The sequence below is a fragment of the Aliihoeflea sp. 2WW genome (assembly GCF_000497755.1).
In the GTDB taxonomy this organism is placed as follows: domain Bacteria; phylum Pseudomonadota; class Alphaproteobacteria; order Rhizobiales; family Rhizobiaceae; genus Aliihoeflea.
The window spans coordinates 1-15,188 of record NZ_AYOD01000021.1 but is presented as its reverse complement, the minus strand read 5'-3'; the positions used below and the strand labels follow the sequence as shown (position 1 = coordinate 15,188).

The following is a 15,188-nucleotide window of genomic DNA, read 5'->3' as shown; positions in this document are numbered from 1 at the left end:
GGGTCACCCGGCTTGACGTGCGTCGAAGCCCGCATCCTCGACGGCCGCGATCAGCGTTGCGGCATCGAGAGCCTCGCCCTCGATCCGGGCGCGGGCTTTTTCAAGTTCGACATCTGCCGCTTTCACGCCGGGCACGGCTTCGAGCACCCGCGTCACGGATCTGACGCACCCGCCACAAATCATGCCGCCGATTTCGAGATCGATTTGCATTGGCCATTCTCCTTGTTGAACAGGAGATAGGGCTTCCAGTCGCCAGAAGGTCAAGTGCCCGTTTGGGAACCGCTTCAGCTTGCCTTGCGGTCGTCGTGCAGTTCGCCGTTCTGCCGGCGCTTGGGGGCGCTGCCGTAGATGCGTTCCATCGTTTCAAGCAGGAGTTGCACGGATGGCGCATCGCAACTGTAGAAGATCGTCTGCCGGTCTCGCCGCGTCTGGACGAGGTCCATCGCGCGCAGCTTCGCGAGATGCTGCGACAAAGCCGACTGGCTCAGCGACACTTTTTCTGCGATTGCGCCTACGGAAAGCTCGGCATCGTGCAAGTGGCACATGATGGCAAAGCGCTTCTCGTTGCCCAGGACGCCAAGCAGCCCGGCGGCCTTGCCGGCATTCCTGACGAGTTCATCGGATACCATCCTACCCCTCGGTAATTCGAAGAGAATTTGACGGACAACGTCCGGCGGCCACGCAGGTTGCGCGCAATCACAAAACTTTGCATCAATTGAACGGATCGGGACACTGGTTCAGCCTGCTTCGCGGCCGCGCGCGTCCCTTGCCATCTGGACGAGCATTTCCCGCATCTGGCCGGCTGACTTCAGGGCTTCTGCGAAAAATACACGCGCCGCGCGGTCGCCGGCCATGAGGTCGAACCCGTCGGGGTCGATCCCGGTCATCTTCCAGTCGAGCGCGTCGTCGATGCCGGCAAAGTGTTTCGCGTAGAGCGCGATCGCGTCGCGATGGTCGTCATTCATATGCGCCACCGCGCCGGCGCCGGCCTGTTCGAGCTCCCGCGCGACCGCCGCATCGCTCATCACTTCGTCGCGCGTCAGCCGATACGCCTTGCCGAAGCCGCCATTGAGGCTCGCTTCCTCCGGCTCCAGCCGGAAATACGAGAAATCCGCGAAATCGGCATAGAGCGCCGCCTTGGGATGACGCGCCAGAAAGCGCTGCGCGACGCTCGCATGGTCTTCGCTTTCGCGTCCGATCCGTTCCGCGCGGCATTTCAGCGTCATGCGCGGATGGGCGAGCGGGTCGCCCTTGCCGGCTTCGCCGAAAAGCAGCGAGCAGCGCGCATCCGCCGAGAGCCCGCCGGTATGGGCCGAAAGCGTCGAGACGAGGATCAGCGGACGCCCGGCGCAGTCCGTCGCGACCGAGACGCGGCTCGCGAGCGGCCAGCCGCTTTCCGGCTCCAGCACCGCCAATGCGCCATGGCGCGCAGCGCGCAGAAGCGTCCGGCTGAGCCGGATCGCCTCGGCGTCGGTCGGGCGCAGCACGTCCTTCTTCGCGTCCGTCATGGTCAGCCGATCACGCCCGCGCCGGTCAGTTCCTCGATCCGGCCTGCCGCAATGCCCAAGCTGGCAAGGCTCGCCGCAACCCCCAATTCCGCAACCTCGCCGGGCGTGCGCGAGAAGCGCGGGGCAGGGCGCGGCCGGGTCATCGCGCCCTTCGCCGCGAACACGTCGCGCGCGACATTGTGCGGATGACGCGTCGCCTCGCTGAGCGAAAGGACCGGCGCGACGCAGGCCTCGGTCGGCTCGAAGATCGCCGCCCATTCGTCGCGGGTCTTCTCGCGAAACCGCGCCGCGATCGCCGCGCGCATCTCACCCCAGCACGACAGATCGTACTGTCTTGGAACGAACGCCGCATCGAGTGGAAGCAACCGCGCGAATTCGGCGAAGAATTGCGGCTCGAGGCAGCCGACGGCGACGTGCCGTCCGTCCGCCGTCTCGTAGGTGTCGTAGAAGGGCGCGCCGGTGTCGAGCAGGTTCGAGCCGCGCTCGTCCTTCCAGAACCCGGTCGCCAGGAACGAGTGGAACGGCGCGGTCAGCATGGCGACGCCGTCGATCATCGCCGCGTCCACCACCTGGCCCTTGCCGGAAATCCCGCGCTCGACCAGCGCCGCCAGCAGCCCGGTCAGAAGGAACATCGTCCCCCCACCGAAATCGGCGACGAGATTGAGCGGCGGCACCGGCTTGCCGTTCTTCTCGCCGATTGCATGCAGCGCACCCGAATAGGCGAGATAGGTGATGTCGTGTCCGGCGCGGTCGGCCAGCGGCCCGTCCTGCCCGAAGCCCGTCATCCGCGCGAAGACAAGTTTCGAGTTGCGCGCCATGCAGATGTCAGGCCCGAGTCCGAGCCGCTCCATCACGCCCGGCCGGAACCCCTCGATCACCACGTCCGCGCCTGCGATCAAATCGAGCACCAGCGCCGTGCCGCGCTCGTCCTTCAAATCGACCTTGACGATGTCGCGGCCGTGCCGGTCGAGGTCGAATTCGGGCGGCACGTGGAGGAAGGCTTGCGCCTTCGCCTTGCGCTCGACGCGCACCACGCGCGCGCCGAGTTCGGCCAGCATCAGCCCGGCGAGGGGGACGGGGCCGAGCCCCGCCATCTCGATGACGGTGAGGCCGGCGAGCGGCCCTTTGCGCGTTGCCTCCCCCACGCCCGCGCCTTACTTCGGCGCCATGCGGATCGCGCCGTCGAGGCGGATCGTCTCGCCGTTCAGCATCTGGTTCTCCACGATGTGAACCGCGAGCGCGCCATATTCGGCCGGTTGGCCGAGGCGCGGCGGGAACGGAACCTGCTGGCCGAGCGACTTCTGGGCGTCCTCCGGCAGGCCGGCCAGCATCGGCGTCATGAAGATTCCGGGCGCGATGGTGCACACGCGAATGCCCGACCGCGCGAGGTCGCGCGCCGCCGGCAGCGTCATGCCGACGACGCCGCCCTTCGAGGACGCATAGGCGATCTGGCCGATCTGGCCGTCATAGGCCGCGACCGAGGCGGTGTTGACGATGACGCCGCGCTCGCCGCTTTCCATCGGCTCGAGGTTCTGGCAGCGGTCGGCCATCAGGCGGATCATGTTGAAGGTGCCGATCAGATTGACCTCGATCACCTTGCGATAGGCGTCGAGCGGGTGGACGCCGTCCTTGCTCAGCGTCTTCATCGCGATGGCGATGCCGGCGCAATTGATCAGGATGCGCGGCTCGCCGAGCTTTTCGGAAACCTCCTTGAACGCTGCTTCACCGGCTTCCGCGTTCGACACGTCGCACTTGACCGCGATGCCGCCGATCTCCGCCGCCACCTTCTGCGCGCGTTCCAGCCCGACGTCGAACAGCGCGACCTTGGCGCCCTTGGCTGCCAGCGCCCGCGCCGTCGCCTCGCCGAGACCCGAACCGCCGCCCGTGACGACCGCGACGTGACCTGATGGGTTCATGAAAATTCCTCCGGAAATGTTATGAGATAGAACAATCGACCCCCATCTTAGCGGGGCACGAGGACGGCGTGCAAGCACGTGTTCACGTGCTTCTCATGGGCCCTGCGCATAGCCGGTTTGGCTGAATTGCACGGTTCCGTACGGGTAGGGGAGACGCTTGCCCGGGGTCGCAGCGACGATCCATCGATCTATTTCGCAGCATCGGCCGCAGGCGTATCCTTCTCACCGCGCCCGATGGGCGCAGGTTCCGGGAGGTTCACATGGGACGTCTTTACATCGACTGCCGGGAATTCCCCAGCGAGATGAACTGCACCGTCGCGATCGCCGCCGACAATGAGCGCGAACTCGTCGACGCTGCCGTCCAGCACGCCGTCGCCGTTCACGGCCACCACGACACGCCCGAGTTCCGCTCGGAAATCGCCAAGGCGATCCACAAGGGCAACCCGCCGGCAAGCCGCGCCGCTTAGGCGTCAGCGCCGGATCACCGCCTTCAGCACGTCGCGCACGCCGATCGAGCCGACGAAGCGCGACTGGTCGTCGAACAGCGCGACAGGCGCGGTCGCGGAGCGGTGCATCGCGGCCATGACGGTCTTGAGCGGCGTTCCCGGCGAGGCCCAGAACACCTGCGGCTTGTCGGCCGGCAGGTCTTCCATGTTCTCGCACGACACCCAGATCGCCGGCGTGCCGTTGCGCTCGGCGTCGATCACCAGCATGTTCTCGTCGAACTTGAAGCGCGTCGTGTGCCGGCGGTCGAGCCACAGCCAGTTGTCGCCGGCCGCGTCGAGGTCGCGCGCGTCGCGCATGATGTTCCACGCCGTCAGCACCGAGAGCGGATTCACATTGGCGATGAAGTCGCGGACATAGTCGTTCGCCGGCGCCAGCACGATCTCCTCCGGCGCGCCGGTCTGGACGATCCGCCCGCCCTCCATGATCGAGATCGTGTTGCCGATCTTCAGCGCCTCCTCGAGGTCGTGGCTGACGAACAGGATCGTCTTCTTCAGCTTGTCTTGCAGGTCGAGCAGCTCGTCCTGCAGCTTGGTTCGGATCAGCGGGTCGAGTGCGGAAAAGGGCTCGTCCATCAGGAGGATCGGCGCGTCGGTCGCGAAGGCGCGGGCAAGGCCGACGCGCTGCTGCATGCCGCCTGACAGTTCGTGCGCGTATTTGTCGGCCCATTGCGTCAGGCCGACGAGGTCGAGCTGGGCGGCGACGCGCTCCTTGCGTTGGGCTGCCGGCACGCCTGCCAGTTCGAGGCCGAAGCCGACATTTTCCGCCACGGTGCGCCAGGGCAGGAGCGCGAATTGCTGGAACACCATCGCCACGCATTCGCGGCGGATCTGGCGCAGCTTGGCGGGCGAACAGCTCACCACGTCGGCCTGCCAGTCCTTGTCGTGCACGATCACCGCGCCGCGCGTCACCTGGTTGAGCCCGTTGACGGCGCGCAGCAGCGTCGACTTGCCCGAACCCGACAGGCCCATCAGGACCGAGATCTCGCCGCTATGGACGATCAGGTCCGCCTGGCAGCAGCCGAGCACGGCGCCGGTCTTTTCCAGGATTTCCGAGCGGCTGGCGCCCGCATCCAGAAGCGGCAGCGCGGCGCGCTGTTCGGCCTGCGTGCCGAAGACGATGTCGACGCGGCGGAACTCGACGGCGGTGCTCATTTGGCCTTCTCCTGGCCGATCCGCGCCATCCGGTCGAGAATGATCGCCAGCACCACGATGGCGAGGCCCGCCTCGAGGCCGAGCGGGATGTTGACCGTGTTCAGCGCCCGCACGACCGGCCGCCCGAGCCCGTTCGCGCCGATCAGCGCCGCGATCACCACCATCGACAGCGACAGCATGATGCACTGGGTCAGCCCCGCCATGATGGTCGGCAGGGCCGAGGGCAGTTCGACCTTCCAGAGCAACTGGCTGCGCGTCGCGCCGAAGGATTCGCCCGCCTCCAGCATCGGCCGGGGCACGGACTTGATGCCGAGATAGGTCAGGCGGATCGGGGCCGGACAGGCGAAGATCACGGTGACGATCAGGCCCGGCGCGATACCGAGGCCGAAGAGGATCAGGACGGGGATGAGGTAGACGAAGGTCGGCAGGGTCTGCATCAGGTCGAGCACCGGTTGCAGCCAGGCATAGACGCGGTCGTTATGCGCCGCCCAGATGCCGATCGGCACCCCGATCGCCATCGACACGGTCGCGGCCGATACGACGAGCACGAGCGTCTGCACCGTCTCGGACCAGAGCCCCTGGTTGATGATGAAGAGCAGGCCCAGCATCACCCCCAGCGACAGCTTCCAGGAGCGCTTGAGCGCAAAGGCGAGCGCGGCGATGGCGAGGACGACGACGACCGGCGGGAACCACATGATGAGGTTCACCATCGAATCCAGAACCGTGCGCAAGCCATTGGAAATGGAATCGAAAAACCAGGCGAAATTGCCGATCAGGAAGTCGAAGAGCGTCTGCCCCCAGCGCCCGACAGGAATCTTCTCGCTCGCCACCCAATCCGAAACCGGGTCCATCGCCTCATCCCCTCGAAGTTCAAACGCGAAGCGGCCGGATCATTGCCGGCCGCTCCGAAATCACACGGTCGACGCGGCCTTAAAGGCCGAGTTCCGCGCGCACGGCGGCTTCGCCGTCCTCGCCGCCCACCGTCGTCACGCCTTCGAACCAGGGCGTCAGCGCGTCCGGGTTGGCCTTCAGCCATTCGGTCGCGGCCGCCTCCGGGTCGGCGCCGTCATCGAGGATCGCGCCCATGATCTCGTTCTCCATTTCGAGCGAGAAGACGAGATTGGTCAGGAACTTGCCGACATTCGGGCATTCCTCGGTGTAGCCGGCGCGCACATTGGTATGCACCGTCGCGCCGCCGAAATTCGGCCCGAAGACCTCGTCGCCGCCTTCGAGATATTCCATCTCGATATTGGCGTTCATCGGGTGCGGCTCCCAGCCGAGGAAAACCACGTCCTGCTGCGAACGGGCGGCGCGGGTGACGGCCGAAAGCATCCCGGCTTCCGAGCTCTCGACGACCTCGAAGCCCGACAGGCCGAACTGGTCGGCCTCGATCATGTCGAGGATCAGGCGGTTGCCGTCATTGCCCGGCTCGATGCCGAGGATCTGGCCGTTCAGATCGTCGCTGAACTCGGCGATCTTGTCGAAGCTCGTCAGGCCCTTGTCATAGGTGTATTTCGGGACGGCGAGCGTGTATTTGGCGCCTTCCAGATTGGTGACCAGCGTCTCCACCGACCCGTCCTCGCGATAGGGCGCGATGTCGGCTTCCATCGTCGGCATCCAGTTGCCGAGGAAGACGTCGATGTCGCCATTCTTCAGCGACGCATAGGTCACCGGAACCGAGAGCACCTGCACGTCCGTCTCGTAGCCGAGCGCCTTCAAGAGAACCGTCGCCGTGCCCGTCGTCGCCGTGATGTCGGTCCAGCCGACGTCGGAAAAGCGGATCGTCTGGCAGGCTTCCGGGTCCTGCGCCAGCGCGGCTCCGGCCGAAAGCGCGGTCGAAAGGGCAAGCGTCGTGAGGAATGTGCGGGTACGCAACATCGAAATCGTCTCCCATCGGGTTTATGGAAAACCGCTCGAAACGCGGTCTTTCACGAGTTGCTAAAGCCAAACATCATTTGCACGATGATTCAAGAACCATGTCGAAAAGCCTGAAATTGCACGTGTGCAGCGATTTTTCGTGGACGGTTGCGCGGTGGCACTCCCGCTCCCGCGCCCAACCGGCCTAAAAGGCACGCATGGCCAAGCTCTATTTCCATTATTCCGCGATGAATGCCGGCAAGTCGACGCTGCTCCTGCAGGCGTCGTACAATTACGGCGAACGCGGCATGCGCACCGCGACCTTCACCGCCGCCCTCGACGACCGCGCGGGCGTCGGACGCATCGCCTCGCGCATCGGGCTCGGCGCCGATGCCGAGCTCTTTTCGGCCGAAACCGACCTCTTCGCCATCATCGACGCGCTCGCCCGCAGCGGGCCGTTGCACTGCGTCTTCGTCGACGAGGCGCAGTTCCTTTCGGAAGAGCAGGTCTGGCAGCTCGCCCGTGTCGCCGACAGGCTCGGCGTGCCGGTGATGTGCTACGGGCTGCGCACCGATTTTCGCGGCGAACTCTTTCCCGGCTCGAAGGCGCTTCTGGCTATCGGCGACGAGTTGCGCGAGGTGCGCACCATCTGCAAATGCGGGCGCAAGGCGACGATGGTCGTGCGGCTCGGACCGAACGGCAAGGTGCTGCTCGAGGGCGATCAGGTCGCGATCGGCGGCGAGGATCGATATGTCTCCTTGTGCCGGCGGCACTGGGAGGAAGAGATGGGCCGCCTGCCGCCGGAAGACCTTGTCGGCTTCACCGCCGGGGAATAGACGGACCCGCCATCGCAGTTGTATACAGCTTTTCGATCCGGGCCGGATACCGCTTTCGCCTTGTCGCATTCCGTGCATTGCGCGGCTTTATTGAGACGGCGCGCAACAGCGGCAACCGCCATGAATCCGAACCGAAGCGCGCGGTCCCGGCCGTCGCGAACAGAACCGAGCTAGAAGCCTCCTGGGGGACCTAAATGGCCGAAGTGAAATCCGATATCGCGATTGCGCGCGCCGCGAAGAAGAAGCCGATCATGGAGATCGGCGCGAGCCTGGGCATCCCGCACGAGCATCTCCTGCCCTATGGCCACGACAAGGCTAAGGTCTCGGCCGAGTACATCAAATCGGTGAGCGGCAACAAGGACGGCAAGCTGATCCTCGTTACTGCGATCAACCCGACGCCGGCCGGCGAGGGCAAGACGACGACGACGGTCGGCCTCGGCGACGGTCTCAACCGGATCGGAAAGAAGGCCGTGGTCTGCATCCGCGAAGCCTCGCTCGGGCCGAATTTCGGCATGAAGGGCGGCGCGGCCGGCGGCGGCATGGCGCAGGTCGTGCCGATGGAGGACATGAACCTCCACTTCACCGGCGATTTCCACGCCATCACCACCGCGCACAATCTGCTCGCGGCCCTGATCGACAATCACATCTACTGGGGCAACGATCTGGGCATCGACCAGCGCCGCGTCGTCTGGCGCCGCGTGATGGACATGAACGACCGCGCGCTGCGCCAGATCACCTGCTCGCTCGGCGGCGTCGCCAACGGCTTCCCGCGCGAGGCCGGCTTCGACATCACCGTCGCCTCCGAAGTCATGGCCATCCTGTGCCTGGCCAAGGACCTCGCCGATCTCGAAAAGCGCCTCGGTGACATCATCGTCGCCTATCGCCGCGACAAGACCCCTGTCTATGCGCGCGACTTGAAGGCCGACGGCGCGATGGCGGTCCTGCTCAAGGACGCGATGCAGCCGAACCTCGTCCAGACTTTGGAGAACAACCCGGCCTTCGTCCATGGCGGCCCGTTCGCCAACATCGCGCATGGCTGCAACTCGGTCGTCGCCACCACGACCGCGCTGAAGCTGGGCGAATATGTCGTCACCGAGGCCGGCTTCGGCGCCGATCTCGGCGCGGAGAAGTTCTTCGACATCAAGTGCCGCAAGGCCGGGCTCAAGCCCGCCGCGGCCGTCATCGTCGCCACCGTGCGCGCCATGAAGATGAATGGCGGCGTCAAGAAGGACGATCTGGGCACGGAGAATGTCGAGGCGGTCAAGAAGGGCTGCGCCAATCTCGGCCGCCATATCGAGAACGTGCGCCAGTTCGGCGTCCCGGCCGTGGTCGCGATCAACCATTTCTATTCCGACACCGACGCCGAAATCCAGGCGCTGAAGGACTATGTCGCCTCGATGGGCGAGGAAGCGATCCTGTGCAAGCACTGGGCGCAGGGCTCGGCCGGCATCGAGGATCTGGCGAAGAAGGTCGTGGAGCTTGCCGAAGGCGGCTCGTCGCAATTCGCCCCGCTCTATCCCGATGAGATGCCGCTCTTCGACAAGATCAACACCATCGTCAAGCGCATCTACCGCGGCTCGCACGCCATCGCCGACAAGTCGGTGCGCGACCAGCTTCACCAGTGGGAGCAGGCGGGTTACGGCAACCTGCCGGTCTGCATGGCCAAGACCCAGTATTCCTTCTCGACCGACCCGAACCTGCGCGGCGCCCCCAACGACCACGTCGTGCCGGTGCGCGAGGTGCGCCTGTCGGCCGGCGCCGGCTTCATCGTTGCGATCTGCGGAGAGATCATGACCATGCCGGGCCTGCCCAAGACGCCGTCCTCGGAAAAGATCTTCCTCAACGAGGAAGGCCAGATCGAGGGCCTGTTCTAGGGACTGACATTCGGGGTTCTGCGGCGAAGACGTTCAGCCACGGAACCTCGTCGTCGGGTCAGCTTCCCGCCGCTGACCGGCGCCCGTCGGACGCATGGCTTTGGAATGCGCCGCCATGCAGGTTTCGGTAGGCCCCGGGCGGCACGCCGCACGAACGGCGAAAGGCCCTGGCGAATGAGCTGGGGTCCACATAGCCCAGCGTCTCCGCGATCTTCTTCAACGGCATGTTGCCGGCTTCGAGAACTTCGCGGGCGCGTGCGATGCGGATCGCGCGGCAATACTCGATCGGCGTCATGCCCGTCGCGTTCCGGAACCGACGCAGGAACGTGCGCCGCTCCAGCCGTGCGACGGCTGCGAGCGCGGCCAGCGAGATGCCCTGGCCATCCCTCAGATGGACGTATTCCTGAGCCTTGCGAATGGCGGCGTCGCCATGCGTCGAACCGGGCGCGATGGCCGTGAAATGCGCCGCCTGACCTGTAGCGTGGCCGGCCAGCACGAAACGCTCCGTCCGGGCACGGACCGCGTCGCCGAGAAACCGTTCGATCAGCACGAACGCCACGTCGACCCACGCCATGAAGCCGCCGGCGGTGAGAATGTCGGAATGCTCGATCATCCGTTCGCCGACATCCACGGCGATCTGCGGAAAGCTTTCCGCCAGCGCCTGCGCGCAACTGCGATGTGTCGAGACGATGCGCCCGTCGAGCAACCCCGTACCGGCAGCCAGGAAGACCCCGGAGCAAATCGTCACCAGCGGCACGCCCCTCGCGTGCTCTCCCAACAGCCAGCGCCCGATCTCCGCGCAGCTATCGGGTTCGGGCAGGTCTCCCAATGTCGGCGGCAGGATCAGGATGTCCGGTCTGGGCTCTGCCGCGGGTTCGCTGCAAAAGACGCAGGAGACGGCCCCGTCGCCGAGGCTCCAGTGGCTTACGCGAAGCAAGGCGCCGCCGCTTCGATCGATCTCCGCGGAGAACCGGCCAGCAAGGCCGAAGAGGTCGGTCAGTCCGTGAACCGCTGCCAGTTGCGCGCCCGGATAGACGACGATTCCGATCTCCGTCTGCGTGCCGCGATCGGTCATGATTGTCGCTTTCGGCCCATAGTTTGACACTGCCCATCATATCAGAACCCACCTGACGCGGCCACAATAGCCACGCGGCCGCCCGCCTTCGCGCGAGCAAGCCGGCAATCCCGCACATGAAAAAAGGAGCTGGAAAGATGCGTGAGGAAGATTTCAGCAGCCGCGGCGTCAGAATACATCTTCGTTCCTGGATGCCCGAGGGCGCGCCACGAGCCGTCATTGTCATCTGTCACGGCGTGAATTCTCACGGCGGACAGCATGCCTGGACCGCGGAACAGTTCGCAGCCCGGGGTTTCGCCGCCTTTGCACTTGATCTTCGCGGACGCGGCAAGTCGCAGGGCGAACGGTTCTTCGTCGAAGACGTCGACGACTACGTGGCCGACCTCGCCGGCACGATCGACATCGCCAAGGAGCGCCATCCCGGCCTGCCCGTCTACGTGCTCGGCCACAGCGCCGGCGGCGTGGTGGCCTGCACCTACGCGCTCGACCATCAGGCCGAAATCCAGGGGCTGATCTGCGAAAGCTTCGCCTTCCAGGTGCCCGCGCCCGGCTTCGTCCTGTCGGCCATCAAGGGGCTCAGCCATGTCGCGCCGCGCCTCGGGGTGCTGACGCTGCACATGAAGGATTTCACCCGCGATCCGGTCGCGCTGGCCGCCCTGGAGGCGGACCCGCTGACCAAGGGCGAGACGCAGCCTGCCGCCACCGTCGCTGCGCTAGTGCGCGCCGACGAACGGCTGAAGGAATCGTTCGGGGACATCGAATTGCCTGTCCTGATCCTGCATGGAACGGCCGACAAGGCGACCGTCTGTCAGGGCAGCGAATTCTTCCACGAGCATGCCGGTTCCGCCGACAAGACCCTCAAGCTCTATGACGGCCACTACCACGACCTGCTCAACGATATCGGCAAGGAGACCGTGTTCGCCGATATCGCTGGCTGGATCGAGGCGCGGCTGGCGCGAGCGTCCGAACCGCGCCGGGCATCCGCTGCCGAATGAGCGCTGGGCGCGCCGACGTCGGAGCGAGCCACGCTCCGACGCCTTCTTCACGGCCTGATGTCGATCTCTGTCGTCAGCCGCACGATGTCGAAATCGGTGACGAGAATGTCGAGCCGCACGGTCCAGCGCCCGGCCAGCGGCAGGATCACGTCGTCTGCGCGCCACGTGCCGTCGCCGGGCTTTTCCGCCTGCCGCCGGAACGGCTCGATGCCGGCATCGGGATTGGCGAAGACAAAGGCGACTTCCCTCGCATCGAGCGGGCCGAAATCGCCCGTCATGATCATCGCCGACACCGAAACGGCGCCGGCCCGTCCCGGCGTCACCGAAACGTCAGCCATCGCTTCGGCGGTGTGGATGTGCACCGAGGCCGGCTGCGCGGCGGCGAGGGCGAGCGCGCGCGGCGGCGGGGTGAAGCGCCAGCCTGCCGCGATGGCGAGGATGACGAGCACGACCAGCGTCTCCGCAGCAATCGATCGGACGAGCGCGCGCGCATCGCCCGCCAGCGCCGGCCGCGTCAGCCTCCAGCGATTGACGGCGGCAAGCGCGAACAGCGCCGTCAGGCAGCCGAGCTTGGCAAGGAGCAACCGGCCATAGGCCGTGTCGACCAGCGCCGCCGGCGTCTCCACCTGGATGACCGCGAGCACGATGCCCGCCGCGATGAGCCCGGCGACGGCAAAGGGGATGAATGTCGAAAACCTTTCCAGCCCGCGCGCCGCATCGAAAGCGTTCGCGCGAAGCCCAAGGCCGAGCGGCACCAGCGCCCCGACCCAGACGGCGATCGTCGCCGCGTGAAGCGCGACGGCCGGCCGCGTCAGCCATTGGGGCTCGGCGGCGCTCGCATGGCCCGAGACGGTCAGCGCATAGGCGCCGGCGGCGAGCGCACCAGTCGCCAGGATGCGGGACAGTCCGGCATTTTTTGACAGAGCGGCGATGCCGGCCGCGACGAGCGCTGCGAGCACCAGCTTGACCGTCAGGCCGAAGCTCGTCTCCAGCCCTGCCTGCCAGATGGCCGGGTCGGCGAAGCGGGTGATCGGCGCACCAAGCGCATCGAGGCCCTGCAAGCCCGGCGAAATCGCCGCTGCCGCAAGCCCGATCGCGACGAAGGCCAGCACCGCCCGTGATGCCACGCGCGAGACCGGCACGAACCAGGCGAGCGCGAATGCGCCCCCCGCGCCGAGAAAGAGGCCGACATAAAGCCCGATCTTCGCCAGCCACACGGCCGTCCGCACCGTCCAGTCGACCGGTTCGGGAACGGGCGGCGGCGCGGCGCCTGGCGCGCCGATCGAAAACACCACCGATCCGCCGACCGGGTGCCCATCCGCCGAGACCACGCGCCAGGTCAGGACATGCGTGCCGTCTTCAAGGCCCGCCGGCGCCTCGATCTCCACCGAGCGGTCCCGCACGGCGAAGTCGCCAAGGTCCACCGCCTCGCCGTCCGGTCGTACGATCCGCAGGACCAGCGGCGATACGGGCTCGCTGAAATCCAGCCGGAAGCCTTCCGGCGCAGTCGCGATCACTGCGCCGTCCCGGGGCTCGGCGCCGGTCAGCGAGGCATGCGCCGCGGCCTCACCGACAAGCGCCAGAAGCAGCGCAAGCGCCGCGATCCATCTTGTCAAACCTGGTCCGCTTTTCACTCGTTGCATCGGTCCGTCCACCTGAAGCTGCGATCGGGCGGCCGGCACGCATCGTGCCGGCCGCCGCGCCTTTGACCCGTCAGTGACCGCCGGCCGCCTCGATGATGGCGACGCCAGGCGCCGGCATTTCGAGGTCGTCGGCTGACTGGCCCTCGGCCGGCACCTCGATCCAGCGCTCGGCAAGTCCGCCCGGGCATTCCTGCACGACCGGGAAGTAAAGCGTCTCGCCGGCCGCCAGGGCAGGGGTGAGGTAGCCGCGCAGCACGAACTCGTCATACTCGTCATCGGCGAGGTTGCCGCCGCTCCAGACGATCTCCGTCACGCCCTCGCTCACCTCAGACCCATGATACTCGTAGGTCGTGCCATAGTCGCCGCGCACCTTTTCCAGTTCCCAGCCGGGCTTGGGCATCGGCTTGACCGCGATCACGCCCTCCGGGATGCGAACGCGCACCACATTGGTCGGCTCGCCCTCGCAGCCATGCGGCACGCGGAAGACCGCCTTGTAGGTCGAGCCGATCGCGGCTTCCTTGCCTTCGAGCGAGACGTGGGCGAAAGCGGCGGACGTGCCGAGCGCGAGAAGGCCGGCAGCGGTGATGATGTGCTTGAACATCGGTGTTTCTTTCAGATCATATGGAATGCGCCCGTGCGGCTGGTTTGCGGCGCGCGACGCGGGGCAGGGAGGACGGTCGCGCAGCGCAGGCCGCGACGTTCCGTCAGTCGAATGGCAACAGGTGTTTCAGGCCGCGAGCGGCGGCGCGCGGGGATTGCCCGGCCGGCGCGCGATGTCGTGCGCCACCACGATTGCCGGCGCCGCGATGGCGATGGCAAAGGTGACCCGCAGCGGGTTTGAAAGCGCGTTCGGCTCGCGGTCGCCGGCGGTCACCGGCGCGAACATGCTGCAGCCCGGCGCGCAGCAATCGGGCATGCTTGAATGATCGCGTCCCTCACCGGTCGGCGCCGGCTTGTGGCTGGTGATGCAGAGCGGATTGCCGAAATCGTCGAGCATCGGCACGCCGGCAGAAGCGCCGACCGCGAACGCACCGAACAGCGCCTGGAGCACGAGCATATAGACCGCGACCAGCGCGACCCCCTTGCCCAACACTCTTCCGCTTGCGCGTCGCATCGATTTTCCCCTCGACATAGTGCCGGTAGCATCGAAACCGGGGCGGAGAAACGGGCGCGAGTGTCGCACCCGCGCTTGCCGCGTTCCGCGCCACGTGGTCAGTTGCGCGCCACCAGGCCCGGGGAGAAGACGCCATGGCAGAGAGAACGTCGAAGACGAAGCCGGCATCAGCGAGCGGACAAGTCGTGCTCCTGTCCGGCGGCAACCCGCAGATCGCCAAGGGCTATGGCAACGAACCCGTCCAGGCCTACATCGCCGCCATGCCCGGCTGGAAAAGCGCCCTCGGCCACCGCCTCGACGCCCTGATCGAAGAAACCGTCCCCGGTGTCGCCAAAGCCGTCAAATGGAACTCGCCCTTCTACGGACCCGAAAAGGATGTCTGGTTCGCCAGCTTCCACTGCTTCACGAGATACGTGAAGGTCACCTTCTTCCGCGGCGCCGCACTCGACCCGATCCCACCCGGCCCCTCCAAACACGCCGACACGCGCTACCTCGATATTTTCGAGGGCACGTTCGATGAGGCGCAGTTTGTTGACTGGGTGTCGCAGGCCGCGAAGCTGCCGGGCGAAAAGCTATAAAATCTTTCCAAGGACAAGCCCCACGCAGGCGATCCACGCCGCGCTAGGCCTTTCCGCCTGGAGCTTCATCAAACGAACAATCGCCACGCCGGCGACCCCCTCCTCCTTGTGGGGAGGGGTAAGGGGTGGGGGTA

General features: G+C 66.3%; 17 protein-coding genes. 5 read left to right on the top strand and 12 right to left on the bottom strand.

The genetic code is table 11. The annotated features are described in order from the left end of the window. Positions 1 to 3: 3 nt before the first annotated feature. From ALII_RS0111700 to ALII_RS0111680, 5 genes are all read right to left on the bottom strand, one after another. On the bottom strand, positions 4 to 210 hold the full coding sequence (locus ALII_RS0111700; RefSeq protein ID WP_029660450.1) for a heavy metal-associated domain-containing protein: 207 nt from the start codon (positions 208 to 210) through the stop codon (positions 4 to 6). A 74-nt stretch (positions 211 to 284) separates the two neighbouring features. Next, the gene (locus ALII_RS0111695) at positions 285 to 629 is read right to left on the bottom strand and encodes a metalloregulator ArsR/SmtB family transcription factor (RefSeq protein ID WP_024587497.1); all 345 of its coding nucleotides are present in this window, start codon (positions 627 to 629) and stop codon (positions 285 to 287) included. Positions 630 to 737: 108 nt separating this feature from the next. Beyond that, on the bottom strand, positions 738 to 1,508 hold the full coding sequence (locus tag ALII_RS0111690) for a DUF2470 domain-containing protein (RefSeq protein WP_024587496.1): 771 nt from the start codon (positions 1,506 to 1,508) through the stop codon (positions 738 to 740). Between the two features lie 2 nt (positions 1,509 to 1,510). Beyond that, positions 1,511 to 2,653: a CaiB/BaiF CoA-transferase family protein gene (locus ALII_RS0111685; protein WP_024587495.1), complete on the bottom strand. Its 1,143-nt coding sequence runs from the start codon at positions 2,651 to 2,653 to the stop codon at positions 1,511 to 1,513. A 9-nt stretch (positions 2,654 to 2,662) separates the two neighbouring features. Then, positions 2,663 to 3,424: a 3-hydroxyacyl-CoA dehydrogenase gene (locus ALII_RS0111680; protein WP_024587494.1), complete on the bottom strand. Its 762-nt coding sequence runs from the start codon at positions 3,422 to 3,424 to the stop codon at positions 2,663 to 2,665. A 260-nt stretch (positions 3,425 to 3,684) separates the two neighbouring features. Between ALII_RS0111680 and ALII_RS0111675 the strand changes: the two genes are divergently transcribed. Next, a complete protein-coding gene (locus tag ALII_RS0111675; protein ID WP_024587493.1) occupies positions 3,685 to 3,891 on the top strand; it encodes a DUF1059 domain-containing protein in 207 nt (68 codons plus the stop codon). Positions 3,892 to 3,894: 3 nt separating this feature from the next. Here the strand turns inward: ALII_RS0111675 and choV are convergent, their stop codons facing one another. From choV to ALII_RS0111660, 3 genes are all read right to left on the bottom strand, one after another. Further along, entirely contained in the window at positions 3,895 to 5,082 is a 1,188-nt protein-coding gene (gene choV / locus ALII_RS0111670; protein WP_024587492.1) for a choline ABC transporter ATP-binding protein, read from the bottom strand. After that, positions 5,079 to 5,933, bottom strand: coding sequence for a choline ABC transporter permease subunit (gene choW / locus ALII_RS0111665; RefSeq protein WP_024587491.1), 855 nt, complete (start codon positions 5,931 to 5,933; stop codon positions 5,079 to 5,081). The genes choV and choW overlap by 4 nt, the downstream gene beginning before the upstream one ends. Before the next feature lie 79 nt (positions 5,934 to 6,012). Then, positions 6,013 to 6,960, bottom strand: a complete 948-nt coding sequence (locus ALII_RS0111660) for a choline ABC transporter substrate-binding protein (protein ID WP_024587490.1) — start codon at positions 6,958 to 6,960, stop codon at positions 6,013 to 6,015. A gap of 197 nt (positions 6,961 to 7,157) precedes the next feature. Between ALII_RS0111660 and ALII_RS0111655 the strand changes: the two genes are divergently transcribed. Together ALII_RS0111655 and ALII_RS0111650 are read left to right on the top strand one after the other, a co-directional pair. Then, on the top strand, positions 7,158 to 7,775 hold the full coding sequence (locus tag ALII_RS0111655) for a thymidine kinase (protein ID WP_024587489.1): 618 nt from the start codon (positions 7,158 to 7,160) through the stop codon (positions 7,773 to 7,775). Positions 7,776 to 7,969: 194 nt separating this feature from the next. Further along, complete coding sequence (locus tag ALII_RS0111650; protein ID WP_024587488.1) at positions 7,970 to 9,649, top strand: formate--tetrahydrofolate ligase; 1,680 nt, start codon at positions 7,970 to 7,972, stop codon at positions 9,647 to 9,649. Between the two features lie 58 nt (positions 9,650 to 9,707). On the opposite strand, the gene ALII_RS0111645 is transcribed toward ALII_RS0111650, so the two are convergent. Continuing rightward, positions 9,708 to 10,724: a helix-turn-helix domain-containing protein gene (locus tag ALII_RS0111645; RefSeq protein WP_024587487.1), complete on the bottom strand. Its 1,017-nt coding sequence runs from the start codon at positions 10,722 to 10,724 to the stop codon at positions 9,708 to 9,710. A 137-nt stretch (positions 10,725 to 10,861) separates the two neighbouring features. Here ALII_RS0111645 and ALII_RS0111640 point away from each other — a divergent pair, with 137 nt between their 5' ends. Further along, positions 10,862 to 11,719, top strand: coding sequence for an alpha/beta hydrolase (locus ALII_RS0111640; RefSeq protein WP_024587486.1), 858 nt, complete (start codon positions 10,862 to 10,864; stop codon positions 11,717 to 11,719). Between the two features lie 47 nt (positions 11,720 to 11,766). On the opposite strand, the gene ALII_RS0111635 is transcribed toward ALII_RS0111640, so the two are convergent. The 3 genes from ALII_RS0111635 to ALII_RS0111625 form a co-directional block, all read right to left on the bottom strand. Then, positions 11,767 to 13,335, bottom strand: coding sequence for a copper resistance protein CopC (locus tag ALII_RS0111635; RefSeq protein WP_244437427.1), 1,569 nt, complete (start codon positions 13,333 to 13,335; stop codon positions 11,767 to 11,769). 97 nt (positions 13,336 to 13,432) lie between these two features. Further along, positions 13,433 to 13,963, bottom strand: a complete 531-nt coding sequence (locus tag ALII_RS0111630; protein WP_024587484.1) for a YcnI family protein — start codon at positions 13,961 to 13,963, stop codon at positions 13,433 to 13,435. 126 nt (positions 13,964 to 14,089) lie between these two features. Continuing rightward, a complete protein-coding gene (locus ALII_RS0111625; protein ID WP_024587483.1) occupies positions 14,090 to 14,452 on the bottom strand; it encodes a hypothetical protein in 363 nt (120 codons plus the stop codon). A gap of 158 nt (positions 14,453 to 14,610) precedes the next feature. Between ALII_RS0111625 and ALII_RS0111620 the strand changes: the two genes are divergently transcribed. After that, positions 14,611 to 15,054 carry a DUF1801 domain-containing protein gene (locus ALII_RS0111620; RefSeq protein WP_024587482.1) on the top strand — a complete coding sequence of 148 codons (444 nt, stop codon included), beginning with the start codon at positions 14,611 to 14,613 and terminating at the stop codon, positions 15,052 to 15,054. Positions 15,055 to 15,188: the final 134 nt, after the last annotated feature.